The sequence below is a fragment of the Limibacillus sp. MBR-115 genome, assembly GCF_040549425.1.
GTDB classification, from domain to species: Bacteria; Pseudomonadota; Alphaproteobacteria; order Kiloniellales; family CECT-8803; genus Limibacillus; species Limibacillus halophilus.
In genome coordinates, this window is record NZ_JBEPTJ010000006.1 from 144636 (window position 1) to 164251 (window position 19616).

The 19616-nt window shown below is 59.8% G+C and carries 19 protein-coding genes and 1 pseudogene; 11 read left to right on the plus strand and 9 right to left on the minus strand.

Annotated features, from left to right (window positions below; genetic code table 11):
- Nucleotides 1-23: 23 nt before the first annotated feature.
- The 4 genes from ABIE63_RS13435 to ABIE63_RS13450 all read right to left on the minus strand — a co-directional run bounded on the left by ABIE63_RS13435 (nucleotide 24) and on the right by ABIE63_RS13450 (nucleotide 5873).
- Nucleotides 24-653, minus strand: a complete 630-nt coding sequence (locus ABIE63_RS13435) for a DUF3105 domain-containing protein (RefSeq protein WP_354505010.1) — start codon at nucleotides 651-653, stop codon at nucleotides 24-26.
- 114 nt (nucleotides 654-767) lie between these two features.
- The gene (uvrB, locus tag ABIE63_RS13440; RefSeq protein WP_354505062.1) at nucleotides 768-2939 is read right to left on the minus strand and encodes an excinuclease ABC subunit UvrB; all 2172 of its coding nucleotides are present in this window, start codon (nucleotides 2937-2939) and stop codon (nucleotides 768-770) included.
- A 47-nt stretch (nucleotides 2940-2986) separates the two neighbouring features.
- Nucleotides 2987-3583, minus strand: a complete 597-nt coding sequence (locus tag ABIE63_RS13445) for a class GN sortase (RefSeq protein WP_354505011.1) — start codon at nucleotides 3581-3583, stop codon at nucleotides 2987-2989.
- The gene (locus ABIE63_RS13450) at nucleotides 3573-5873 is read right to left on the minus strand and encodes a marine proteobacterial sortase target protein (RefSeq protein ID WP_354505012.1); all 2301 of its coding nucleotides are present in this window, start codon (nucleotides 5871-5873) and stop codon (nucleotides 3573-3575) included. The genes ABIE63_RS13445 and ABIE63_RS13450 overlap by 11 nt, the downstream gene beginning before the upstream one ends.
- 264 nt (nucleotides 5874-6137) lie before the next feature.
- Here ABIE63_RS13450 and ABIE63_RS13455 point away from each other — a divergent pair, with 264 nt between their 5' ends.
- The 8 genes and pseudogenes from ABIE63_RS13455 to ABIE63_RS13490 all read left to right on the plus strand — a co-directional run bounded on the left by ABIE63_RS13455 (nucleotide 6138) and on the right by ABIE63_RS13490 (nucleotide 14816).
- Nucleotides 6138-7343 (plus strand): aspartate transaminase, encoded by a 1206-nt coding sequence (locus ABIE63_RS13455; protein ID WP_354505013.1) that lies wholly within the window; start codon nucleotides 6138-6140, stop codon nucleotides 7341-7343.
- An 18-nt stretch (nucleotides 7344-7361) separates the two neighbouring features.
- Nucleotides 7362-8291 (plus strand): 2-dehydropantoate 2-reductase, encoded by a 930-nt coding sequence (locus ABIE63_RS13460; protein ID WP_354505014.1) that lies wholly within the window; start codon nucleotides 7362-7364, stop codon nucleotides 8289-8291.
- Nucleotides 8292-8360: 69 nt separating this feature from the next.
- Nucleotides 8361-9752, plus strand: a complete 1392-nt coding sequence (locus ABIE63_RS13465; RefSeq protein ID WP_183417685.1) for an AarF/ABC1/UbiB kinase family protein — start codon at nucleotides 8361-8363, stop codon at nucleotides 9750-9752.
- 66 nt (nucleotides 9753-9818) lie between these two features.
- Entirely contained in the window at nucleotides 9819-10547 is a 729-nt protein-coding gene (locus tag ABIE63_RS13470; RefSeq protein ID WP_354505015.1) for a TerC family protein, read from the plus strand.
- Entirely contained in the window at nucleotides 10547-11560 is a 1014-nt protein-coding gene (locus ABIE63_RS13475) for a zinc transporter ZntB (protein WP_354505016.1), read from the plus strand. Before ABIE63_RS13470 ends, ABIE63_RS13475 begins: the two co-directional genes overlap by 1 nt.
- Before the next feature lie 119 nt (nucleotides 11561-11679).
- Nucleotides 11680-12819 (plus strand): annotated as a pseudogene (locus ABIE63_RS13480) (Re/Si-specific NAD(P)(+) transhydrogenase subunit alpha); the annotation flags it as partial.
- 165 nt (nucleotides 12820-12984) lie between these two features.
- Nucleotides 12985-13404, plus strand: coding sequence for an NAD(P) transhydrogenase subunit alpha (locus tag ABIE63_RS13485; protein WP_183417681.1), 420 nt, complete (start codon nucleotides 12985-12987; stop codon nucleotides 13402-13404).
- 11 nt (nucleotides 13405-13415) lie between these two features.
- A complete protein-coding gene (locus ABIE63_RS13490; RefSeq protein WP_354505017.1) occupies nucleotides 13416-14816 on the plus strand; it encodes an NAD(P)(+) transhydrogenase (Re/Si-specific) subunit beta in 1401 nt (466 codons plus the stop codon).
- Between the two features lie 119 nt (nucleotides 14817-14935).
- Here the strand turns inward: ABIE63_RS13490 and rpsU are convergent, their stop codons facing one another.
- Nucleotides 14936-15139, minus strand: coding sequence for a 30S ribosomal protein S21 (rpsU, locus tag ABIE63_RS13495; protein WP_183417753.1), 204 nt, complete (start codon nucleotides 15137-15139; stop codon nucleotides 14936-14938).
- A 257-nt stretch (nucleotides 15140-15396) separates the two neighbouring features.
- Between rpsU and ABIE63_RS13500 the strand changes: the two genes are divergently transcribed.
- Nucleotides 15397-16095 (plus strand): COQ9 family protein, encoded by a 699-nt coding sequence (locus ABIE63_RS13500; protein ID WP_354505018.1) that lies wholly within the window; start codon nucleotides 15397-15399, stop codon nucleotides 16093-16095.
- 34 nt (nucleotides 16096-16129) lie between these two features.
- On the opposite strand, the gene ABIE63_RS13505 is transcribed toward ABIE63_RS13500, so the two are convergent.
- From ABIE63_RS13505 to ABIE63_RS13515, 3 genes are all read right to left on the minus strand, one after another.
- Entirely contained in the window at nucleotides 16130-17227 is a 1098-nt protein-coding gene (locus tag ABIE63_RS13505) for a 5-(carboxyamino)imidazole ribonucleotide synthase (protein WP_183417678.1), read from the minus strand.
- Between the two features lie 31 nt (nucleotides 17228-17258).
- Entirely contained in the window at nucleotides 17259-17759 is a 501-nt protein-coding gene (gene purE / locus ABIE63_RS13510; protein WP_354505019.1) for a 5-(carboxyamino)imidazole ribonucleotide mutase, read from the minus strand.
- Between the two features lie 91 nt (nucleotides 17760-17850).
- The gene (locus tag ABIE63_RS13515) at nucleotides 17851-18060 is read right to left on the minus strand and encodes a YdcH family protein (protein ID WP_183417676.1); all 210 of its coding nucleotides are present in this window, start codon (nucleotides 18058-18060) and stop codon (nucleotides 17851-17853) included.
- Nucleotides 18061-18133: 73 nt separating this feature from the next.
- Here ABIE63_RS13515 and ABIE63_RS13520 point away from each other — a divergent pair, with 73 nt between their 5' ends.
- On the plus strand, nucleotides 18134-18610 hold the full coding sequence (locus tag ABIE63_RS13520; RefSeq protein WP_354505020.1) for a TIGR02444 family protein: 477 nt from the start codon (nucleotides 18134-18136) through the stop codon (nucleotides 18608-18610).
- Between the two features lie 29 nt (nucleotides 18611-18639).
- Here ABIE63_RS13520 and ABIE63_RS13525 read toward each other — a convergent pair whose 3' ends face one another.
- Nucleotides 18640-19233: a UbiX family flavin prenyltransferase gene (locus ABIE63_RS13525; RefSeq protein WP_183417674.1), complete on the minus strand. Its 594-nt coding sequence runs from the start codon at nucleotides 19231-19233 to the stop codon at nucleotides 18640-18642.
- A gap of 107 nt (nucleotides 19234-19340) precedes the next feature.
- Between ABIE63_RS13525 and ABIE63_RS13530 the strand changes: the two genes are divergently transcribed.
- Nucleotides 19341-19505, plus strand: a complete 165-nt coding sequence (locus ABIE63_RS13530; protein WP_354505021.1) for a DUF465 domain-containing protein — start codon at nucleotides 19341-19343, stop codon at nucleotides 19503-19505.
- The last annotated feature ends 111 nt before the right edge of the window (nucleotides 19506-19616 follow it).

The window sequence follows — 19616 nt, forward strand, 5'->3', positions numbered from 1 at the left end:
TGGCCCTGTGATCGTCAAATTCTTCAACGCACGGCCTGTTCGGGTCCCCGCCCTCTAAAACGATCGATGAAGGCAGCAACGATCTCCGGCTCGAAGCGTTCCAACTGAATCCGGTGTCGCCACGCAGAGAGCACCATCCCTTCGCCCAATCCCGGGTCGGCGGTCACGACAATTCCATCCCATTGCCCTGTGTAGAGCCCTGCCCATTCTTCGATGGTTTTACGTACATCGGCGGCAGGCTGGTCAATATAGATGACAATATTGCCGTGCTCGAGCGCATGTACGAGATTGATACTCGGTTGCGGGCTGTCGTGGACGCCGGTGCGGGTCCAGATGGAACTGTGGGGCCCGCTTGTCGGATAGCGGTCGCCGTATTGAAAAATCTCACCGAGGCCCAGATGGCGTCGCCCGTTATCCCGATGGCGCTCCAATCGTTCTTCCAGCAAAGGCTCACCTTCAGCGGCCAGGGCGAGAAGCGTTTCCTCCAGTTTCTGGTCCGTTGACCATGACCAGATAAAGTATCCCACGCCTGCAAGCATTAACGCCACGATGGCAAGAGGTTCCCACCGGCTGGCTTTTTTCTTGGGGCCTCCCCAGTTCAGACCGCGTCCGTTGGAGCTCCGTGTTCTTCCTTGCTTTTTCTTGTTGGCCATTTTGTCCCCCACATTTTTTTGGCTCTACTTGCCTGTAGTTCTACAGGGCATGGCCGAAAAATCACCTCACAAGACCTTGAGCGGCCCCGTCGGAGATGCAGTGAGAGAGGAAAGTTAGCGAGCCTGGCGGTTGCGACGGCCTCTAGGCTTGCCGCTTTTCGCGTCGCCGGATCTACGAGCCTTGGAAAGGGCATCTGCGCGCGCGATGCGGTCGACCAATCCGGTTGGACTGCCTGGCGGCAGTTCAAGCTCCTGGTTCTCCAGGCGCTTGATCTCATCGCGCAGTTTCGCGGCCTCCTCAAACTCAAGATTGGCGGCTGCGTCGCGCATGCGCTTCTCTAGATCGGCGATGTGAGCCTTCAGATTGTGGCCGACCAGATGCTGGGTGCCTTCGTCGCCGGTATCGACGGTCACATGATCCCGCTCATAGACGGACCGCAGTATATCGGAAATCTGCTTCTTGATGGTTTCCGGCGTGATGCCGTGTTCCTGGTTGAAGGCCATCTGCTTTTCGCGACGCCGCTGCGTTTCGCCAAGAGCGGCCTTCATGCTGTCGGTTTCGTGGTCGGCATAGAGAATCACCCGGCCCTCGACGTTGCGCGCAGCGCGGCCGATGGTCTGGATCAGGGAGGTGGTCGAGCGCAAGAACCCCTCCTTGTCCGCGTCCAGGATGCAAACCAAGGCGCATTCGGGAATGTCGAGCCCTTCCCGCAGGAGGTTGATGCCGACGAGAACGTCGAAGACGCCTAGTCGCAGGTCACGAATAATCTCGATGCGCTCCAACGTTTCGACATCGGAATGAATGTAGCGAACCTTCAACCCGGCCTCGTGCATGTATTCCGTCAGGTCCTCGGCCATGCGTTTGGTGAGGGTCGTCACCAGCACCCTGAAGCCCTTTTCAACGGTGTCTCGGCACTCGGCGATCACATCGTCGACCTGGGTTTCGGTCGGTCTGATGATACAAACCGGATCGATCAGACCGGTGGGTCGGATGACCTGTTCCGAGAAAGCGCCGCCGGTCTGCTGTAGCTCCCACTTACCCGGCGTAGCCGACACGTAAACGGTCGCCGGGCGCATGGCCTCCCACTCCTCGAACTTGAGCGGGCGGTTGTCGATGCACGAGGGTAGCCGGAATCCGTACTCCGCGAGGGTTGATTTTCGGGCGAAGTCACCCCGGAACATGCCATTGAGCTGGCCGATGGTGACGTGACTTTCGTCCACGAACAGAAGCGCGTTGTCTGGCAGGTACTCGAATAGCGTCGGAGGTGGTTCGCCCGGCGCGCGCCCGGTCAAGAATCGCGAGTAGTTCTCGATCCCGGCACAAGCGCCAGTGGCTTCGATCATCTCCAGATCGAAGGTCGTGCGCTGCTCCAGACGTTCGGCCTCCAGAAGGCGGCCAGCGGAACGCAGTTCCTCGAGGCGCGCCTTCAATTCGATGCGAATGAGCTTAGCGGCCTGTTGCAGCGTCGGGCGCGGCGTCACGTAGTGACTGTTGGCGTAGACGCGCACCTTTTCCAGCGGCTCGATCTTCTCGCCGGTCAGAGGGTCGATCTCGTGAATCGCCTCGATCTCGTCGCCGAAGAAAGACAGGCGCCAGGCCCGGTCCTCATAGTGGGCGGGGAAGATCTCCAGCGTGTCGCCACGCACCCTGAAGGCGCCACGTTGGAATGCCACGTCGTTGCGTTTATATTGCTGCTCGACCAGGGCCTTCATGATCGCCTTGGGCTCAATCTGCTGGCCGACCTTCAAATCGACGATCATTTTTGAATAGGTTTCCGGCGAGCCGATACCATAGATGCAGGATACCGAGGCAACGATCACGACATCCTCGCGCTCGAACAGGGCGCGGGTGGCGGAGTGCCGCATGCGGTCGATCTGTTCGTTGATGGAAGATTCCTTTTCCACGTAGGTGTCGCTGCGCGGCACATAGGCTTCCGGCTGGTAATAGTCGTAGTAGGAAACAAAGTACTCGACCGCATTATCCGGAAAAAAGCTTTTCATCTCAGCGTAAAGCTGGGCGGCGAGCGTTTTGTTGGGCGCCAGGATCAAAGAGGGCCGCTGGGTGTTGGCGATGATCTTGGCCATGGTGAAGGTCTTGCCCGAACCGGTAACCCCCAGCAGCACCTGATCCCGCTCGCCTTGAACCAGTCCTTGGGTCAACTCCTCGATGGCGCGCGGCTGATCGCCCGCAGGTTCATACTCGGAAACCACGCGCAGAGGCCGCGAATCCTGTTTTTCAAAGGTTGCGGGGACGAGATCGAGAGGGACGGGACTGCTTTCCTGCATGGCCGACAATGTAGTGCGCCCGGCCCGGGAAGGAAAGGCGGCGGGGCCTAGTTCGCGGCAACTTGTCTGGCACGCACGAGGTAGCGCAAAGGCGTGTTCGGATCAAAACCGTCGAAGGGGTAGCAGGTGACCAGTGTCAGGGCCGGTCGGTCGGGGTCGAAGCGGAACAGTTCGCGCCGTGTGTCGATCAGCCTGCCGGCTTCCATCTCATAGATATGCCAACCCCCATCGGGGCCTTGCAGGCGAAGTTTGTCGCCGGGCTTTAGGTCCTTCAGGAATGCGAAATGGCTGTCCCGGTGCGCGGCGAGGACGCTGTGCCCCGTGCTGCCGGGCAGGGCGCTTCCTGTCAGGTGGCCGGGGCCGAAAGCCAGGCTGTCGCCACCCGTGCCGGCCAGCACATAGCGGCTGATCCCGAGACTTGGTATGTCGAGCCTGGCGACCGGATAGGTATCCGACCAGGGCCAGGGCGGTACCGGTGATTGGCTTTCCAGACTCTCCTCCCAGGCTTCCGCGATCAGGAGCGGTGCCAGCCAGGCTTTGGCCTGGAGAAGGGCCGCGCCGCCGAGCTGCCAGCCCGCGAGGACCAGCAGCAAGGCGGCGGGCAGCAGCAGCCGGGCCCGCTGTCGGGGAAGGTTAGCCGACATCGGGCACCAAGCGCCGCCGGGGGCGAGGCATCCTTAGCGCCAGGAGCAAGAGGGTGAGGCCCACCCCTAGCAAAAGGATACCTGCGAGGAACTTTTGGAACGCTGGCGAGGCCGTTTGCGGCAAGCCCAGCGTTTTGCCTGCTGTTTGGCTGGCCTGAGGCAGAACCACTTCGACAAGCTGTAGGCGTTCTGCTTCCTGGGACGGCAGGAAGGACTTCCGCAACAAGCCCTCGTCGGGTGCCTCCATTGGGCTGCTGTCCGGGCCGAAGACCTTGTCGGCCTCCCAACCTTTTGGCAGGGGGCGCTCGACGTCACCGCTTACGAGGCCCTCGTCCTTGGGACGGGCGATCTCTGAGTCATCGACAGCGACCAGGCTTGTGTAGCGAGTCACCAGCTCGTGGGCCAGGGCCACCTCGGTGGCCGCGCTCCGCAGGGCTTCCTGGTCGCCGCTGAAGCCGGGTTGGTACGCCTGATCCTCGATCTCCTCGATCTTGTCGTGCGCCCAAAGGGCGGCAAGACCGCGACCAGGGTTGACGACCTCCATCGGGAGGACGGCGCTCCAGGCTTCGCCGCCTAGGCCACCGCTCAGAAGGAGACTGCCACGCAGGTCCGCAAGACGGGCGCCCGGCAGCTTGACCGTGAAGCGCAGCGGCTCACCGGCATAGAGGTCGGGCAGTACCTTTGGATATACCTCGGCGTCTTTTCGCAAGTGGCTGGGTAAGGCAAGGGAGAGGTTCGTCATGGCCGGGTTTGAAAGTTGACTGAGAAGCCCCGCGACCTTCGCCTCGACCTCTTCGACCTTACCGATCCAAGTGAAGCTCCCGCGGCCAACCTCGGCGGCCTTGCGCATGAAGAAGCCATTTGGAGCGGATCCGATGCCGACGGTGAACAGCCGGTTTCCACCAAGACGGCGCGCAATGACCTGGAACAGCTCGTACTCGTTGCCAACGGCGCCATCGGTCACGAAGACGACTTGCCGCAGGCGACCCGTGGCCGGACGTTCCGCGAGCGCAGCTTCCAAGGCAGGGCGCATTTCGGTGCCGCCGTCAGCCGTCAGGCTATCAACCGCCTTGCGCGCGTAAGTTAAGTTGCTGGGCGTCGCCGGCTGGGCGCTGGCGTAGAGTTGAGAGAAGTCGTGAGAAAAGCGTAGAACGTTGAAGCGATCCTGCGGCGTCAGTCGGTCCAGGCTTGCCTTCAGGGCGGCCTTGGCTTGGCGAATTGATGGCCCGGACATAGATCCGGAGGTGTCTACCACCAAAATCAGATCGCGCGGTAAATCCGGCTTTTGCCTATCGGGCAAACCCGGGGGCAACAGGTCCACCATCAGATAGGAATCGCCGTCGCGCTGCTCACCGAAAAGCGAGGCGTTGGGCAGGGCTGAGGGCACCGGCCGCCAGGTGAGAACGAAATCACTGTTTGGCGCGACGCTTTTCTCGGACAGCGTGATCACACGTTTGCCAAGGCCCATATCGTCGATGCGCACCGGGTGGTTGAGGCTTTGGATCTGGTCCAGCGGCAATCCTGCGTTGAGTCTTACCACCAAACTGAGGCGATTGCCGGGTGTATCGCTGTTTCGCGAAACGGGTCCGAACAGGTCGCCTTGCCTCTGCGGCAGGCCGCTCCCGACCAGATTAGCAGTCGGTTGGCTGGCCGGTGTGTAGCGAGGTGCGACGACCATCGGGAAGTGATAGCTGTACTGCCCTTCGCGAAAGTCGGCGCGATCCTGGTATCCGATCTCGACGGCGATCTCCTCGCCGGGCGCGATGTTTGCGACGGCGGTGGCGAAAACGTTTGGGCGCTCGCTTTCCAGCAGGCTCGCCTTGCGGCCCTGGCTGGCGGCCTCGTTATAGACCTTACGCGCTTCCGCTTTAGGGAGAATTTCGCCTTCGATCCTGCGCTCGCCGACCAGCAGTGTCAGGCGATCGACCGCCGAGCCTTCGGGCAGCGGAAAGACGTAAACGCCTTCCAGCCAGCGCTTGCTCGGGTTGCGAAAGCGCTGGCGCAAGGTGACGCGCGCCACGGGGCCTTCCAGGTCGATAACCACATCGCTTTTGAGCAGCGGCGCCGCATAGGCCTTACCGCTTTCGCCACCCTGGAAGAACAGCCCGGCGGGCGGCGCTTCACTTGCATGGGCGCGCAGCGTGTTGGGGCCGGTCAGGATCATGAGGGCCGTCATGATGGCCATCCAAAGCAACACCAAAATAAGCGTCGTGCTCATCTGCTTGAGGAACGCTTGCTGGCGTTGCGGGATAACCTGCCGGTAGGTGAGATTACTGTTTGGCTCAAACATCGCTTTAGTCCCCTGTTCTCATCGCTTCTAGAACGCTTCGATGAAACAGCAGCCAAGGGGCGTGCTTTGGACCGAAAAGCGGCGATCTGGCGGGACTTAGTGGCAAAAGCGAGGCATGGAGGCTCCGCATAAAGATCGGGCGAATCGGCGAAAAATGGTCGTCATGCGGCTTGCCTTGCAAACCTGCGTTCGATAGCTTCGGCGGTGTTGCGGCTGCCTGGCGCCGCTTAATCTCACTTTACGATACCTTGAGGAAATCTCCTGATGCCGTTCCTTGCTTCACGCCTGTCCCGTATCAAGCCCTCGCCGACAATAGCCGTCTCCAACAAGGCGCGCGAGTTGAAGGCTGCCGGCAAGGATGTCATCGGTCTGGGCGCCGGCGAACCGGACTTCGATACGCCGGAGAATATTCGCCAGGCTGCGATTGCCGCGATTAACGGGGGCGACACCCGTTATACCGCGGTTGATGGAACGCCGGCCTTGAAGGACGCTATCTCGGCCAAGTTCAAGCGCGAGAACGGCCTGGAATACAGCCCCGAGGAGATCACGGTCGGGACTGGTGGCAAGCAGGTGCTCTACAACGCGCTGATGGCCACACTCGATGAAGGCGACGAGGTGCTGATCCCAGCGCCCTACTGGGTATCTTATCCAGACATGGCGCTGTTGGCGGGCGGTGAGCCGGTCGCTATCCCCTGTACCGAAAAGCAGGGTTTCAAGCTGCAACCGGATGACCTGGAAAAGGCCATTACCAAAAAGTCAAAATGGCTGATTCTGAACTCGCCGTCCAACCCCACGGGTGCCGCCTACAATTTCGACGAGATGAAGGCCCTGACGGATGTACTCAAGCGCCATCCGCAGGTTTGGGTTATGACCGACGACATGTACGAGCACTTGGTATATGACAACTTCGTCTTCTGTACGCCGGCTCAGGTGGAACCGGAGTTGCGGGATCGTACGCTAACGGTGAACGGTGTTTCCAAGGCCTACTGCATGACGGGGTGGCGTATCGGTTACGCCGGCGGTCCGAAGGACCTGATCACGGCGATGCGCAAGATTCAGTCACAATCGACCTCCAATCCCTCGTCGGTCAGTCAAGCGGCGGCGGTAGAGGCCCTGAATGGTCCGCAGGATTTCATCCCGGCCCATAACAAGGTGTTCAAGGAACGGCGCGACATGGTGGTCAAGATGCTGAACGACTGCCCGGGGTTGCGCTGCCCCATGCCGGAAGGCGCATTTTACGTCTATCCCTCCTGCGCCGGTTTGATTGGCAAGAAGACCCCACAGGGCAAAACCATCGAGTCCGATGGTGACTTTGTTACCTACCTTTTGGAGTCCGAAGGCGTTGCCGTAGTGCAGGGCGAGGCCTTTGGCCTATCGCCTTTCTTCCGGATTTCCTATGCGACTTCCACCGAGGCCTTGCACGATGCCTGTCTGCGAATAAAGCGTGCCTGCGAGGCTTTGGCCAAGTAAGTCGGCGGAGGTGGTGTCATGCGCGTTTTGGTGGTAGGCGCGGGCGGCGTCGGGGGCTATTTCGGCGGTCGTCTTGCAGAAGCCGGGCATTCGGTTGTGTTTGTGGCCCGCGGGCGTCATGCGGACGCCATGGCGACAGCCGGGCTCAAAATTCGTTCCAACGCCGGCGATTTGCATCTGAAACCGGTGGTCCTCCTGGATCGCCTGGACGAACCGGGGCGCTTCGATCTGGCGCTGATTTGCGTCAAGCTAAAGGACACGACCGAGGCGGCGGCACTGGTGAAGCCGCTGTTGGCGCCCGAGGGGCTCTGCATTTCGCTCCAGAACGGCGTCGAGGCGGAAATGATGCTGGCCGATGTTCTGGGGCGCGATGCCGTCCTTGCAGGAATCGCCTATATTTCCGCCCATATCGTTGCGCCCGGCGTCATCGAGCATGTCGGTCAACGCGCCAAGCTGACCTTTGGTGAATTGGAGGAAGGCGTAAGCGATCGGGCGCGTGCGGTTCTGTCACTGTTCCAGACAGCCAAGTTTGACAGCGAATTGTCGGGCGAGATGGAGCTTCAGCTGTGGCTGAAGTTTATCATGCTGACGGCTTTTTCGGGGGCATGTTGTTACCGGCGCGAGGCCATCGGCGTTTTGCGCGGCGATCCTGAAGGCAAGGCGCTGTTCCAGGCGTTGATGGAGGAAGCGGTAGCGGTAGGCCGGGCGCGAGGCGTCAAACTGACCGAGGAAGTCGTTGCGCGGCGATTGGATAACGTGGAGCAGCTTCCGCCGGAGATGAAGCCTTCCATGCTGGTGGATCTTGAGCGCGGCAACGCGCTGGAGCTTCCCTGGCTATCCGGCGCTGTGGTCCGCTTGGGACAACAGGCGGGCGTGCCAACACCCGTCAGCAGCAAGGTCGTTGATGCGTTGGAGCCGCTTGCCGGGGGGCGTTTGGGGGCGGCATAGCTGGAAAGGCTGTTGGCCCGCCCTACATCTTGCTGCAGTAATTTCATTGCAGCGGAACAAGAAGGCATCATGGCCAAGCCAGAAACTCCCGACGATAAGACGAAAAGCTTTCAAGGCGAGGATTCCCGTGTGGGACGCCGGGTGCAGCGTTATGCCCAGGTCGGGACATCGGTCGGCGGGTTGGCGGCGCAGTTCCTCGGATCGCGCATGCTTGGCCGAAAACTCAATCGGGCTCAGCATTCCGAAGAGTTGAAAACGGCACTTGGCGGTCTGAAGGGTCCGCTCATGAAGGCGGCGCAGATTCTGGCGACCATTCCCGATGCCTTGCCGCGCGAGTACGCGGAGCAGCTTCAGCAGCTTCAGTCCAACGCGCCGTCGATGGGTTGGCATTTCGTGCGCCGTCGGATGCGCACCGAACTGGGACCGGCTTGGGAGTCGCGTTTTGCCAGCTTTGGGCGTGAGGCCGCCGCGGCGGCCTCGTTGGGTCAGGTACATAGAGCAGAAGACGAGGCGGGTCGGCAGCTGGCCTGCAAGCTGCAGTATCCCGACATGAGCTCCGCAGTGGAAGCGGACCTGAAGCAGTTGAAAATGGTGCTGTCGCTCTATCGGCGCTATGACCGGGCCATCGACACCAGCGATGTCTTTCATGAGCTATCCGACCGCCTGCGAGAGGAGCTGGACTACGAGCGCGAGGCGCGCCACATGAAGCTTTACGAGCGGATGCTGGCGGAGGAGCCGGGGGTTCGTGTGCCGGAGGTGGAAGACCCGCTTACCACGCGTCGGCTCCTGACCATGACCTGGCTCGATGGCGACGGACTGCTGCGCTTCATCGACCGCCACCGGGACGATCAAGCCATGCGCGACCGGGTGGCAATCAACATGTTCCGGGCCTGGTACGTGCCATTTTATCGGTATGGTGTCATTCACGGCGATCCGCATCTTGGCAATTATTCGATCACCGAGGCGGGCCTTATCAACCTATTGGACTTCGGCTGCATCCGTATCTTCCCGCCGGCCTTCGTTAAGGGCGTCATCGACCTTTATCACGCCCTGGAGAACGATGACGAGGATCTGGCGGTCGAGGCATACCGGAGTTGGGGATTCAACACGATCAATCGCGAACTGCTTGAGGTGCTGAATATCTGGGCGGGGTTCCTATACGCGCCGCTTCTGGAAGACAAAGCCCAACCGATTATGGCGGGGCAGAGCGGTATTTACGGCGCCGAGGTGGCAGGCCGGGTTCACAAGGAGCTGCGCCGCTTGGGCGGCGTGAAGCCGCCGCGTGAATTCGTCCTGATGGATCGCGCGGCAATCGGCCTTGGCTCGGTCTTCATGCACCTAAAGGCGAATGTGAACTGGCATCGCACTTTCCGGGGGCTGATCGATGATTTCGATGCCGCAGCGCTCGGCCGTCGGCAAGAGAAAGCATTGAAGGCAATCGGACTTTCCGAAGAGACCTGAATCCAGCGATAATCGGACTGTCCGGTCGAGTCCTGCCACCCACGCTGTTTTCGGAGTGATTGCACCATGGAACTGTTGCTCGATCCGCAAATCTGGATCGCCTTCATCACGCTGGCGACTTTGGAAATCGTGCTGGGCATCGACAACCTGATCTTCCTGTCGATCATCAGCCAGCGCTTACCGGCGAATCAACAGCCCCTGGCCCGCCGTTTCGGGCTTGTCGCCGCCCTTGTTACACGCCTTCTTCTCTTGTTGACGCTGGCCTGGATCATAGGCCTGACGGCGCCGCTGTTCATGGCGTTTGGCGAGCCTTGGTCCTGGCGCGACATCTTTCTGGCTGCTGGCGGCCTTTTCCTGATCTACAAGGCAACCTCAGAAATTCATCATGAGGTGGAGGGCGGTCCCCGGATCGTGCCAACCGGCAAGGCGGTGGCGCAGGGCTTTGCCCTGGTGGTTCTGCAAATCGGTATCCTCGATATCGTATTCTCTCTTGATTCGGTTCTGACCGCCGTTGGAATGGTCGACGAGGTGCCGGTAATGGTGGCGGCGATCGTCGCCGCCATGGTCGTCATGCTGTTCGCCGCCGAACCGGTCAGCGCCTTCGTGGAGCGTCATCCGACGGTCAAGATGCTGGCCTTGTCCTTTTTGCTGATGATTGGCATGGCGCTGATTGCCGATGGTCTGCATTTTCATATTCCGAAGGGCTATCTGTACTTCGGCGTTGCCTTCTCTATCCTGGTTGAAAGCCTTAACCTGTTGCGCAGCAAACGCCATGGAGTTCGGGAGGACCGCTAATGACCGGCAAGCCTTCAGATGTGAACCAGCCCGCAACAGCAGGGGCAGTTTCCAAGGGCGTTATTTTTGCAGGGTATCTGGGCGGTGGCACCATCAAGGACTGCGGCTTGGCGGACCTTGGCACGGCAGAGGACAAGCCGCCTTACTGGGCCCATCTGGATCGCAGTGAGAGCGATGCGCAGAACTGGTTGGTCAGGGAAAGCGGCTTACCCTCAGCCGCATTGCACGCCATCCTGGCCGAAGAGACTCGTCCGCGCCTTGAGTCCTTCGATGGAGGCGGACTGCTTCTCATTTTGCGCGGTGTCAACCTCAACCCGGGGGCCGATCCCGAAGACATGATCACCCTGCGCATCTGGGCTGAGGAAAAGCGGGTCATCAGCCTGCGCCGCTTTCGCATCATGGCCGTTCAGGATGTTCGCGATCAGTTGGAGAAGGGGCAGGGACCCTCGACCATCGGCGGCGCCGTCACTCAGGTTATCGGTGGCTTGCTGCAACGCATGGAGCCAACGATACAAAGCCTGCAGGAAGCCATCGACGATGTGGAGGTGGAGACCCTCGAGGAAGAGACCCCCGATATCCGGCAAAAACTTTATGGGCTGCGAACTCAGATCGTGCGCTTGCGACGCTACGTCGCCCCCCAGCGTGACGCCTTGAAGCAGCTTCTCGAAGGCCCGCCATCCTGGTTCTCCAAGGATGACCGAAATCGGTTGCGCCATGCGCTTGATCAGGTCACGCGCTATGTCGAGGCGTTGGAGGCCGCACGGGACCGTACCGCCGTGGTGCAGGACGAGATGGCTAACCGCATCGGCGAAATGGCCAACCGCCGTATCTATCTGCTTTCGATCGTCGCTGGGATTTTCCTGCCCTTGGGGCTTTTGACCGGGCTGTTGGGAATCAACGTCGCTGGCATGCCGGGGGCGGAAACGCCCTGGGCCTTTTGGGCTGTATGCGGGCTGTTGGGTGTGCTGGTGGTCTTCGAGATTTGGTTGTTCAAGAGGTTGAATTGGGTGTGATTCAGCCTGAATGACGATCAAATCACGTTTAAATAACGGCGAGCCCTTCACAAATGCCGCCGCAGTCGCCATTCTCTTGCATCGACTAACATAAGCTCACAAAGGGGAAGTCTACGACGATGAAAGTCGCGATCCCGAAGGAACGGCGCGCTGACGAGCGCCGTGTCGCCGCCTCGCCGGAGACGGTAAAGAAGATGATCGGCCTTGGGTTGGAGGTCACGGTTGAAGCAGGCGCTGGACTGGCTGCCTCCATAACCGATTCCGCCTACAGCGAAGCAGGGGCCACCATTGCAAAAACCGCTAAGGAAGCTCTCACCGCTGCACAGATTGTGTTGAAGGTCAGTCGGCCTCTGGATAAGTCGGAGGGCGAGGACGAGTTCGCACTACTGCCGAAGGGAGCCGTTCTTATCAGCGGCTTCGACCCCTTCCGGGCGGGCGCAGGCCTGAACCGCGCTGCCGAGGCTGGTGTGACGGCATTTGCCATGGAGTTGATGCCCCGCATCACCCGCGCGCAATCGATGGACATTTTGTCCTCTCAGGCCAACCTTGCCGGGTACAAAGCGGTTCTCGACGGGACCGAGGTCTTCACCCGCGCATTTCCGATGATGATGACGGCTGCGGGCAAGATATCCCCGGCCAACGTCTTCGTAATGGGTGCCGGTGTCGCGGGATTGCAGGCCATCGCGACCGCCCGTCGTTTGGGTGCGGTAGTCTCTGCAACCGACGTTCGGCCTGCGGCAAAGGAACAGGTTGAAAGCCTTGGGGCGAAGTTCATCGCTGTTGAGGATGAAGAGTTCAAGCAGGCCGAGACTGCTGGCGGTTACGCCAAGGAAATGAGCGACGCGTACAAAAAGAAGCAGGCGGCTTTGGTTGCCGAAACGCTCAAGAAGCAAGACATGGTGATCACCACGGCTCTCATTCCCGGACGTCCGGCGCCAAAGTTGGTGACCGAGGAAATGGTCAAGTCGATGAAGACAGGCTCGGTGATCGTCGATCTGGCCGGCGACAACGGCGGCAATTGTGAGCTGTCGGAGCCTGGCACCGTGGTACAAAAACATGGCGTGACGATCTTGGCGCATCGCAACGTGCCGTCTCGTCTTGCGCGTGACGCCTCGGAGCTTTTCGCCCGTAACCTGTTCAATTTCCTGCAATTGATGATCGACAAGGAAAGCAAGTCCTTGAAGCTCGATTGGGAGGATGAACTGATCAAGGCGACCTGCATTACGCATGGCGGCAAGATCGTCCATGAAGGATTGAAGGAAATTGCGGGCAAAACCGGTCGCCCGGCGTCCAAAAAGCCTGCTGCGCGCAAGGCGAAGCCGTCAAGCGGCGCCAAAGCGGCTGCCAGCGGAAGCGCCAAGAAAGCGCCGGCGGTCAAGAAGCCCGCCCAATCGGACAAGCAAAAGAGTTAAGGAGAAGCAGTGATGGATCCGCAAAGTTTCCAGTCAAAGGCCGGGGAACTGGCCGACAAAGCCGCACAGCTCTCCAGTGATGCTTCCAGCCTGGCGATGGAAAGCAGCCGTCTGGCTCTCGAGGGCACCGGGGGCGCCGCGAGTGGCCCTTCCATGCTGGTACTTGGGCTAACGGTCCTGGTGCTGGCGGTCTTTGTCGGCTACCACGTGGTCTGGCGCGTGACGCCGGCGCTGCACTCGCCACTCATGGGCGTAACCAACGCGATCTCCTCTGTGATCATTGTCGGCGCTCTTATCGCTGCCGGTCCTGCAGAATTCAACTTCAGTCAGGTCATGGGTTTCCTCGCCGTTACTTTGGCTTCCGTCAATATCTTTGGCGGCTTCATCGTGACCCAGCGAATGCTCTCCATGTTCAAGAAGAAGCAGCGGTAAGGAAACAAATCATGGGTCACGATCTTTCGGCACTTCTCTATCTCGTTGCTTCGGTCTGCTTCATTCTGGCGTTACGCGGTCTGTCGCACCCGGAAACGGCACGTCAGGGCAACATGTTCGGCATCGCCGGTATGGCGATTGCCGTCATAACCACTCTGTCGCTGCCTGCGGTGCAGTCCTACTGGATTATTCTGGCGGGCATCCTGATCGGCGGGTCCATCGGTACGGTGATCGCGCTCAAGATCAAGATGACGGCCTTGCCCCAGCTTGTGGCTGCCTTTCATAGTTTGGTCGGTCTGGCGGCGGTCTTTGTGGCGGCGGCGGCGTTTTACTCGCCGGAAGCTTACGGTATCGGCAGCGCAGGCGAGATTCATACCAACAGTCTGGTTGAAATGGCTGTCGGCACCGCTATCGGCGCCATTACCTTCACCGGCTCGATCATCGCGTTTGGCAAGCTGCAAGGTTTGATTTCCGGCAAGCCGGTTGTCTTCCCCATGCAGCACTGGCTGAACCTTGGTCTCGGCATCCTTGCGATCCTGGTGGTTTCCTGGTTCGTCGCAGACCAGTCGGCGACGGCCTTCTGGCTTTTGGTTCTGCTGTCCTTGGCGCTCGGTATTCTTATCATCATCCCGATCGGCGGCGCCGACATGCCGGTGGTGATTTCGATGCTGAACAGCTATTCAGGCTGGGCGGCTTGCGGCATTGGCTTCACGCTGGAGAACATGCTGCTGATCGTGGCGGGTGCCCTGGTCGGCTCTTCTGGTGCCATCCTCAGCTATATCATGTGCAAAGGCATGAACCGCTCCTTCTTCTCGGTCATCCTGGGTGGCTTCGGCGGTGAGACGGCGGCCGGGGGTTCGGGTGGCGATGATGGTGGTGACAAGACCTACCGTGCGGGCGCGGCGGCGGACGCGGCCTTCCTGATGAAGAACTCCGACCGGGTGATCATCGTGCCGGGTTACGGTATGGCGGTCGCGCAAGCCCAGCACGTGCTTCGCGAGATGGCCGATCTACTGAAGGCCGAGGGCGTCGAGGTCAAGTACGCCATTCACCCGGTTGCGGGCCGTATGCCGGGCCACATGAACGTTCTTTTGGCCGAGGCAAACGTGCCTTATGACGAAGTCTTCGAGATGGACGAGATCAATCGCGAGTTCGGTGAGACCGACGTGGCTTTTGTCATCGGCGCCAACGACGTCACGAACCCGGCGGCGAAAACCGACAAGACTTCGCCGATCTTCGGTATGCCGGTGCTCGACGTCGAGAAGGCGCAGAACGTCCTCTTCGTGAAGCGTTCCATGAGTTCGGGCTATGCAGGCGTCGACAATCCGCTGTTCTACATGGATCAGACCATGATGCTGCTGGATGACGCCAAAAAGATGTGTGAGCAGATCGTCAAGGCGCTGGAGGCGTAGGCGCGAACTCGCCTTCCGGCAAGTCCCTTATGTGGGCTTGGTTTTAGCAAACGAAAAAACCCGCCGTGCTAATCGCCGCGGCGGGTTTTTCTTTGACGTCCGTAAAGACGTGAACTGGCTTAGAAGCCTTCGCGTTCCATGCGCTTGCGCATAAGCTTGCGATGCCGCCGAACGGCTTCGGCACGCTCGCGCTTGCGTTTCTCCGAGGGTTTCTCGTAGTTACGTCGAAGCTTCATCTCGCGGAACACACCCTCGCGCTGCAGCTTTTTCTTAAGCGCGCGCAGGGCCTGATCAACGTTGTTGTCGCGAACAGTTACGTGCACGGTTTCGTCACACTCCTTCCAGGCCAGTAGGTTGATCCAAAATCTTTTTCCGCTCACTTGGCAACCCGCCGAGCCCCTCGAAAGCGGCTCGTTGTGTCTTGCTGCACAAGAAAGCGAAACAGGCGCCTTTCGGCGCCGGTGCAGTTTGGTATCACAAGCTGCAGGCTTTGTGAAGGGGAAAGCGGCAGAAAACCGTGCTTGTGGATTCTGGATTCAGATCGCTGGAAACCGCCGCGCCTTCACGCCATATTGCTAACATGAGCACAAAGAAACGCAAAGCCGATACCGGTATCGATCTGCGCCAACAGTTGCTGGCAGCATTGCTACCCATCGTCCCTTTCGAGGGTTGGAGCGAGCGCGCGCTGTTACAGGCGGCGGCGGCCATCGGTGTTTCCGTGCCGCAAGCCTTGAATGCTTTTCCAGGCGGCGCGGCGGAGATGATCGCCTTTCATAGCGCCGAGGCTGATGCCCGCATGCTCGAAGCATTGGAGCGCGAGGATATGGCAGCTCTTAAAGTGCGCGAACGGATTGCTCTGGCGGTCCGTACGCGCCTAACCCAGAACGAACCAAATCTGGAGGCCGTGCGCCGGGGGCTGAGTTATCTCGCCATGCCGCAGCATGCCGCGCTGGCAACCCGGTTGCTTTATCGGACCGTAGACGCGATGTGGTTGGCGGCTGGCGATCGCTCCACCGACTACAACTTCTACAGCAAGCGTTTGCTGCTGGCGGGTGTTTATAGTTCGACCCTGTTGGTCTGGCTCGACGACGGCACCCAGGACAAGGCGCGCACCTGGGCATTTCTGGAGCGGCGAATCGATAATGTTCTCATGATCGGTGGTAAATTCGGTCGTGGCATGAAAGCGCTCCTGGATTTACCCGAGCGGATGTTTGACCGGCGGTCAGGTGGCCTTGTGTCGCGCGCGCGGGCCGCCGGTTTCAAGTCGCCGCGCCGATAACCGGAGCGCCTTACCGTTACCCTGATACTCTTGTTTACTCTTTGGGGAGCAAACGATTGACGTGCCCCATCTTGCGTCCGGGTCTGGCTTCGGCCTTGCCGTAGAGATGCAGGCGCGCCGTGGGATCACCCAATATTTTCTCCCAGGTATTGGCCTCGTCTCCTAGTAGGTTGCGCATCACTGCATTTGAGTGCCTTTCGGTAGAGCCCAACGGCAGCCCCGCAACGGCGCGCACAAATTGCTCGAATTGGGAGGTGAGACAGGCGTCCATCGTCCAGTGTCCCGAGTTATGAGGACGTGGCGCCATCTCGTTAACCAGCACCTCGCCTTTGCCGGTCACAAACATCTCTACCGCCAGCAGCCCGACGTAATCGAATGCATCGGCCAGGCGTCGAGCAATGACTTCGGCACGCTCGGCAACATCCTGTGCGATCCGGGCGGGCGCAATGGTTTGGTCAAGAATATGATTACGATGTTGATTCTCGACCGGGACATAGGTGGCGGTCGCGCCGTCGAGTCCCCTGGCGACGATAACCGAGATTTCCAAGTCGAAATCAACGAACCCTTCCAGGATACCGGAGACACCGGTCGCGCCGCCGGTCATGCGCGCCCAGGCCTGCTGTGCATCCCGCTCATTCTGGATGGTCACCTGACCTTTGCCGTCGTAACCGAATTCCGCGGTTTTCAGCACCGCCGGCATGCCGATCTCGCGCAGGGAGCGCGCCAGGCTCTCCTGACTGGTCACCTCGGCATAGCGCGTCGTCGGAATCCCTTTGGAGGCGCAGAAATCTTTCTCCCGCAATCTGTTCTGGCAGGTATGCAGCGCTTGCGGATTCGGGCGGACAGGCTTGATGCGCGAGAGAATTTCACCGGTTTTCGAGGGCACATTCTCGAATTCGAAAGTGACAACATCGACAGCCTCTGCGAAGCGTGTCAAGGCGGCTTCATCGTCATAGGCTGCGATCGTCGAGAGCGAGGTGACCTGTGTCGCAGGTGCGTCGGCGTCGGGGCAGAAAATATGGCTGCGATAGCCCAGATTAGCGGCGGCCAGGGCCGTCATGCGGCCAAGCTGGCCGCCGCCTAGTATGCCGATTACCGAACCTGGAGGTAGGGCCTGCCGCTTCTTCGCCATCTGCTGGAATCTTCCTCTCTCGTCGTAGGTATCAGGCTGTGTCGTCGCTGGGCTGTTCGGCGACAGCGGCTGTCTGCCGGGCTCGCCAAGCATCCAGAGCTTCGCTGACGGCCTTGTCTTCCAACGCGATAACCGCCGCGGCTAGGAGGGCCGCATTGATGGCACCGGCTTTTCCGATCGCCACCGTACCGACTGGAATGCCACCAGGCATCTGGACAATGGACAAAAGGGAATCCAGGCCCTTCAAGCTTTTGCTCTCGATAGGCACACCAAAAACCGGCAAGGGAGTCATCGCCGCCGTCATACCGGGCAGATGCGCCGCACCCCCGGCGCCGGCGATCACGACCTTCAAACCTCGTTCGCGTGCGGAAGTCGCGTAGCTTACCAGGCGATCAGGTGTCCGGTGGGCGGATACGATACGGGTTTCGTGGGCGATACCCAGCGCCGTCAAGGTCTCGCAGGCATGGGTCATGATCGCCCAGTCCGATTGGCTGCCCATGATAACGCCCACCAGGGCTTGCTGATCGCTCATCGTTCGTTCCCCCAAAGGTAACGGAGTGAGCGCGGATTATTGGGAGTCGCGCCAATCCTGGCAAGTCGTTGCAGAAGCATTCGGGGTTCCATCAGGCAATGATGTTCGGATAAAGGCGAGATTGCAGCCGGGAAATCTGGTCCTTGAGTTGCAGCTTTCTCTTTTTCAGCCTCCGAATCTGAATCTGATCTACCACCGAGTTATCGGAGAGGCGCTCAATGACGTCATCGAGGTCACGATGCTCGGTTTCCAGTTCCAGGAGCCGTTGTCTGATGATCTCCTGCTCTTGTGATTCTACCATGCCTTGACCCGTTGACTGATTGGGTTGCCATTATAGACGAGGCCAGCAGCGGATTGGAGTCCAACCGGCACTGATGCGACAAACGAACAACCCATTTTGGAGCTTCTCCCTTGAGACTTACGCCAAACCCGGCGTTGCAGAGGCTTGTTTGGCATTGCAGGACAAATATGGCCTGGACGTGAACTTGCTGCTTTTCTGCTGTTGGGCGGCGCGCAATGGTCGCCGCTTGTCGCAGGAAGACCTGGAACGATTGGACGGGCTTTCATCACCTTGGCGGCGGCATGTGGTTGTGCCCTTGCGCGAACTGCGGCGCTGGCTGAAGACCCGGGAAGTCGATGAACAGGTAACCCGCTTCCGGGCCGCGATCAAGCGGCAGGAGCTTGAAGCAGAACGATTGCAGCAAGATCAACTCCACGCAGTGCTGCCACTTGATGTATCGGTCGTGGATTGCAGTTGGCTCACGTTAGCCGAGGCCAATTTGCGGCAGTACCTGGAATTCTCGGCTTGTCCTACGGTGAACCTTGATCCGCTGCTTCAATCGCTTGGGTAATATCGGCTCGCGTCGACTCGTCGGCGCCATCAGGACTTGCCGGGCCGCCGCTTGCCCTGCCCCTGCCAGCGCGCAACGGTGCCTGAATCGAGGTCGAAGAGGTCAAGAACGCGTCCCAGCGTTTGATCAACCATCTCTTCAAGATTACCCGGTCGCGCATAGAAAGCGGGAACCGGCGGCGCAATGATGGCGCCCATCTCGGTAGCCGCCAGCATGTTCTTCAGGTGGCCGGCGTGAAGAGGTGTTTCCCGTACCATCAAGACGAGACGGCGGCGTTCTTTCAGCACGACGTCGGCGGCGCGGGTCAACAATGTCGTGGTTACGCCGCTGGCAATCTCGGCCAGAGATTTGACGGAGCAGGGCGCGACCACCATCCCCAAGGTCTTATAGGAGCCGCTGGAAATGGCCGCACCCATGTCCTCCGCACCATGTACGGCATCGGCTAGGGCACGGACGGCGGCAACTTTCCGGTCCGTTTCGTACGCCAGCGTCACTTCGGCCGAGCGGCTCATCACGAGATGAGTCTCCACCGGCAGGGGCTTCAGGATTTCCAGCAAGCGTATGCCGTAGATCACGCCGCTGGCGCCTGAAATGCCTACGATGAGGCGCTGTTGTTCGGCCATATGCAATTTCCTTTGCCGCACTGCACGGCGAGTGCCTTCACAAACTTGAACCAAAGGCGCTACGATACCAAGTGCATAAAGTAGCAATTAGCAAAGGAGGCTCAAGCATGGTTAATCCAGAGCACGTGCAGGCTCTTCGCGAAAAGCACTCCACCCTGGAACGTCGAATTGATACCGAGAACCAACGCCCGCATCCTGACGATGTCAGAATCGCGGAGCTTAAGAAGAAAAAGCTTCAGTTAAAAGACGAGATCAGCCGTTTGGAACACTAGGTTCCGACGGCTTTTTTGATCCCTGGCGTCTAAAAGCGGGTTGATCAAGCACTTCCCGTCGCCGTGTAGCCTTCGGTTTGTCGGCAATAAGCGGCGGCGGGTTGTGTTCAG

Bases quoted from the DNA above. Each gene is read 5' to 3' on its own strand.
- ABIE63_RS13455 (WP_354505013.1), top strand. From the start codon at position 6,138: ATGCCGTTCCTTGCTTCACGCCTGTCCCGTATCAAGCCCTCGCCGACA.
- ABIE63_RS13435 (WP_354505010.1), bottom strand. From the start codon at position 653: ATGGCCAACAAGAAAAAGCAAGGAAGAACACGGAGCTCCAACGGACGC.
- ABIE63_RS13465 (WP_183417685.1), top strand. From the start codon at position 8,361: ATGGCCAAGCCAGAAACTCCCGACGATAAGACGAAAAGCTTTCAAGGC.
- ABIE63_RS13485 (WP_183417681.1), top strand. From the start codon at position 12,985: ATGGATCCGCAAAGTTTCCAGTCAAAGGCCGGGGAACTGGCCGACAAA.
- ABIE63_RS13445 (WP_354505011.1), bottom strand. From the start codon at position 3,583: ATGTCGGCTAACCTTCCCCGACAGCGGGCCCGGCTGCTGCTGCCCGCC.
- ABIE63_RS13450 (WP_354505012.1), bottom strand. From the start codon at position 5,873: ATGTTTGAGCCAAACAGTAATCTCACCTACCGGCAGGTTATCCCGCAA.
- ABIE63_RS13490 (WP_354505017.1), top strand. From the start codon at position 13,416: ATGGGTCACGATCTTTCGGCACTTCTCTATCTCGTTGCTTCGGTCTGC.
- ABIE63_RS13475 (WP_354505016.1), top strand. From the start codon at position 10,547: ATGACCGGCAAGCCTTCAGATGTGAACCAGCCCGCAACAGCAGGGGCA.
- purE (WP_354505019.1), bottom strand. From the start codon at position 17,759: ATGAGCGATCAGCAAGCCCTGGTGGGCGTTATCATGGGCAGCCAATCG.
- ABIE63_RS13530 (WP_354505021.1), top strand. From the start codon at position 19,341: ATGGTTAATCCAGAGCACGTGCAGGCTCTTCGCGAAAAGCACTCCACC.
- ABIE63_RS13460 (WP_354505014.1), top strand. From the start codon at position 7,362: ATGCGCGTTTTGGTGGTAGGCGCGGGCGGCGTCGGGGGCTATTTCGGC.
- uvrB (WP_354505062.1), bottom strand. From the start codon at position 2,939: ATGCAGGAAAGCAGTCCCGTCCCTCTCGATCTCGTCCCCGCAACCTTT.
- ABIE63_RS13515 (WP_183417676.1), bottom strand. From the start codon at position 18,060: ATGGTAGAATCACAAGAGCAGGAGATCATCAGACAACGGCTCCTGGAA.
- ABIE63_RS13525 (WP_183417674.1), bottom strand. From the start codon at position 19,233: ATGGCCGAACAACAGCGCCTCATCGTAGGCATTTCAGGCGCCAGCGGC.
- ABIE63_RS13520 (WP_354505020.1), top strand. From the start codon at position 18,134: ATGCGACAAACGAACAACCCATTTTGGAGCTTCTCCCTTGAGACTTAC.
- ABIE63_RS13470 (WP_354505015.1), top strand. From the start codon at position 9,819: ATGGAACTGTTGCTCGATCCGCAAATCTGGATCGCCTTCATCACGCTG.
- ABIE63_RS13505 (WP_183417678.1), bottom strand. From the start codon at position 17,227: ATGGCGAAGAAGCGGCAGGCCCTACCTCCAGGTTCGGTAATCGGCATA.
- ABIE63_RS13500 (WP_354505018.1), top strand. From the start codon at position 15,397: ATGAGCACAAAGAAACGCAAAGCCGATACCGGTATCGATCTGCGCCAA.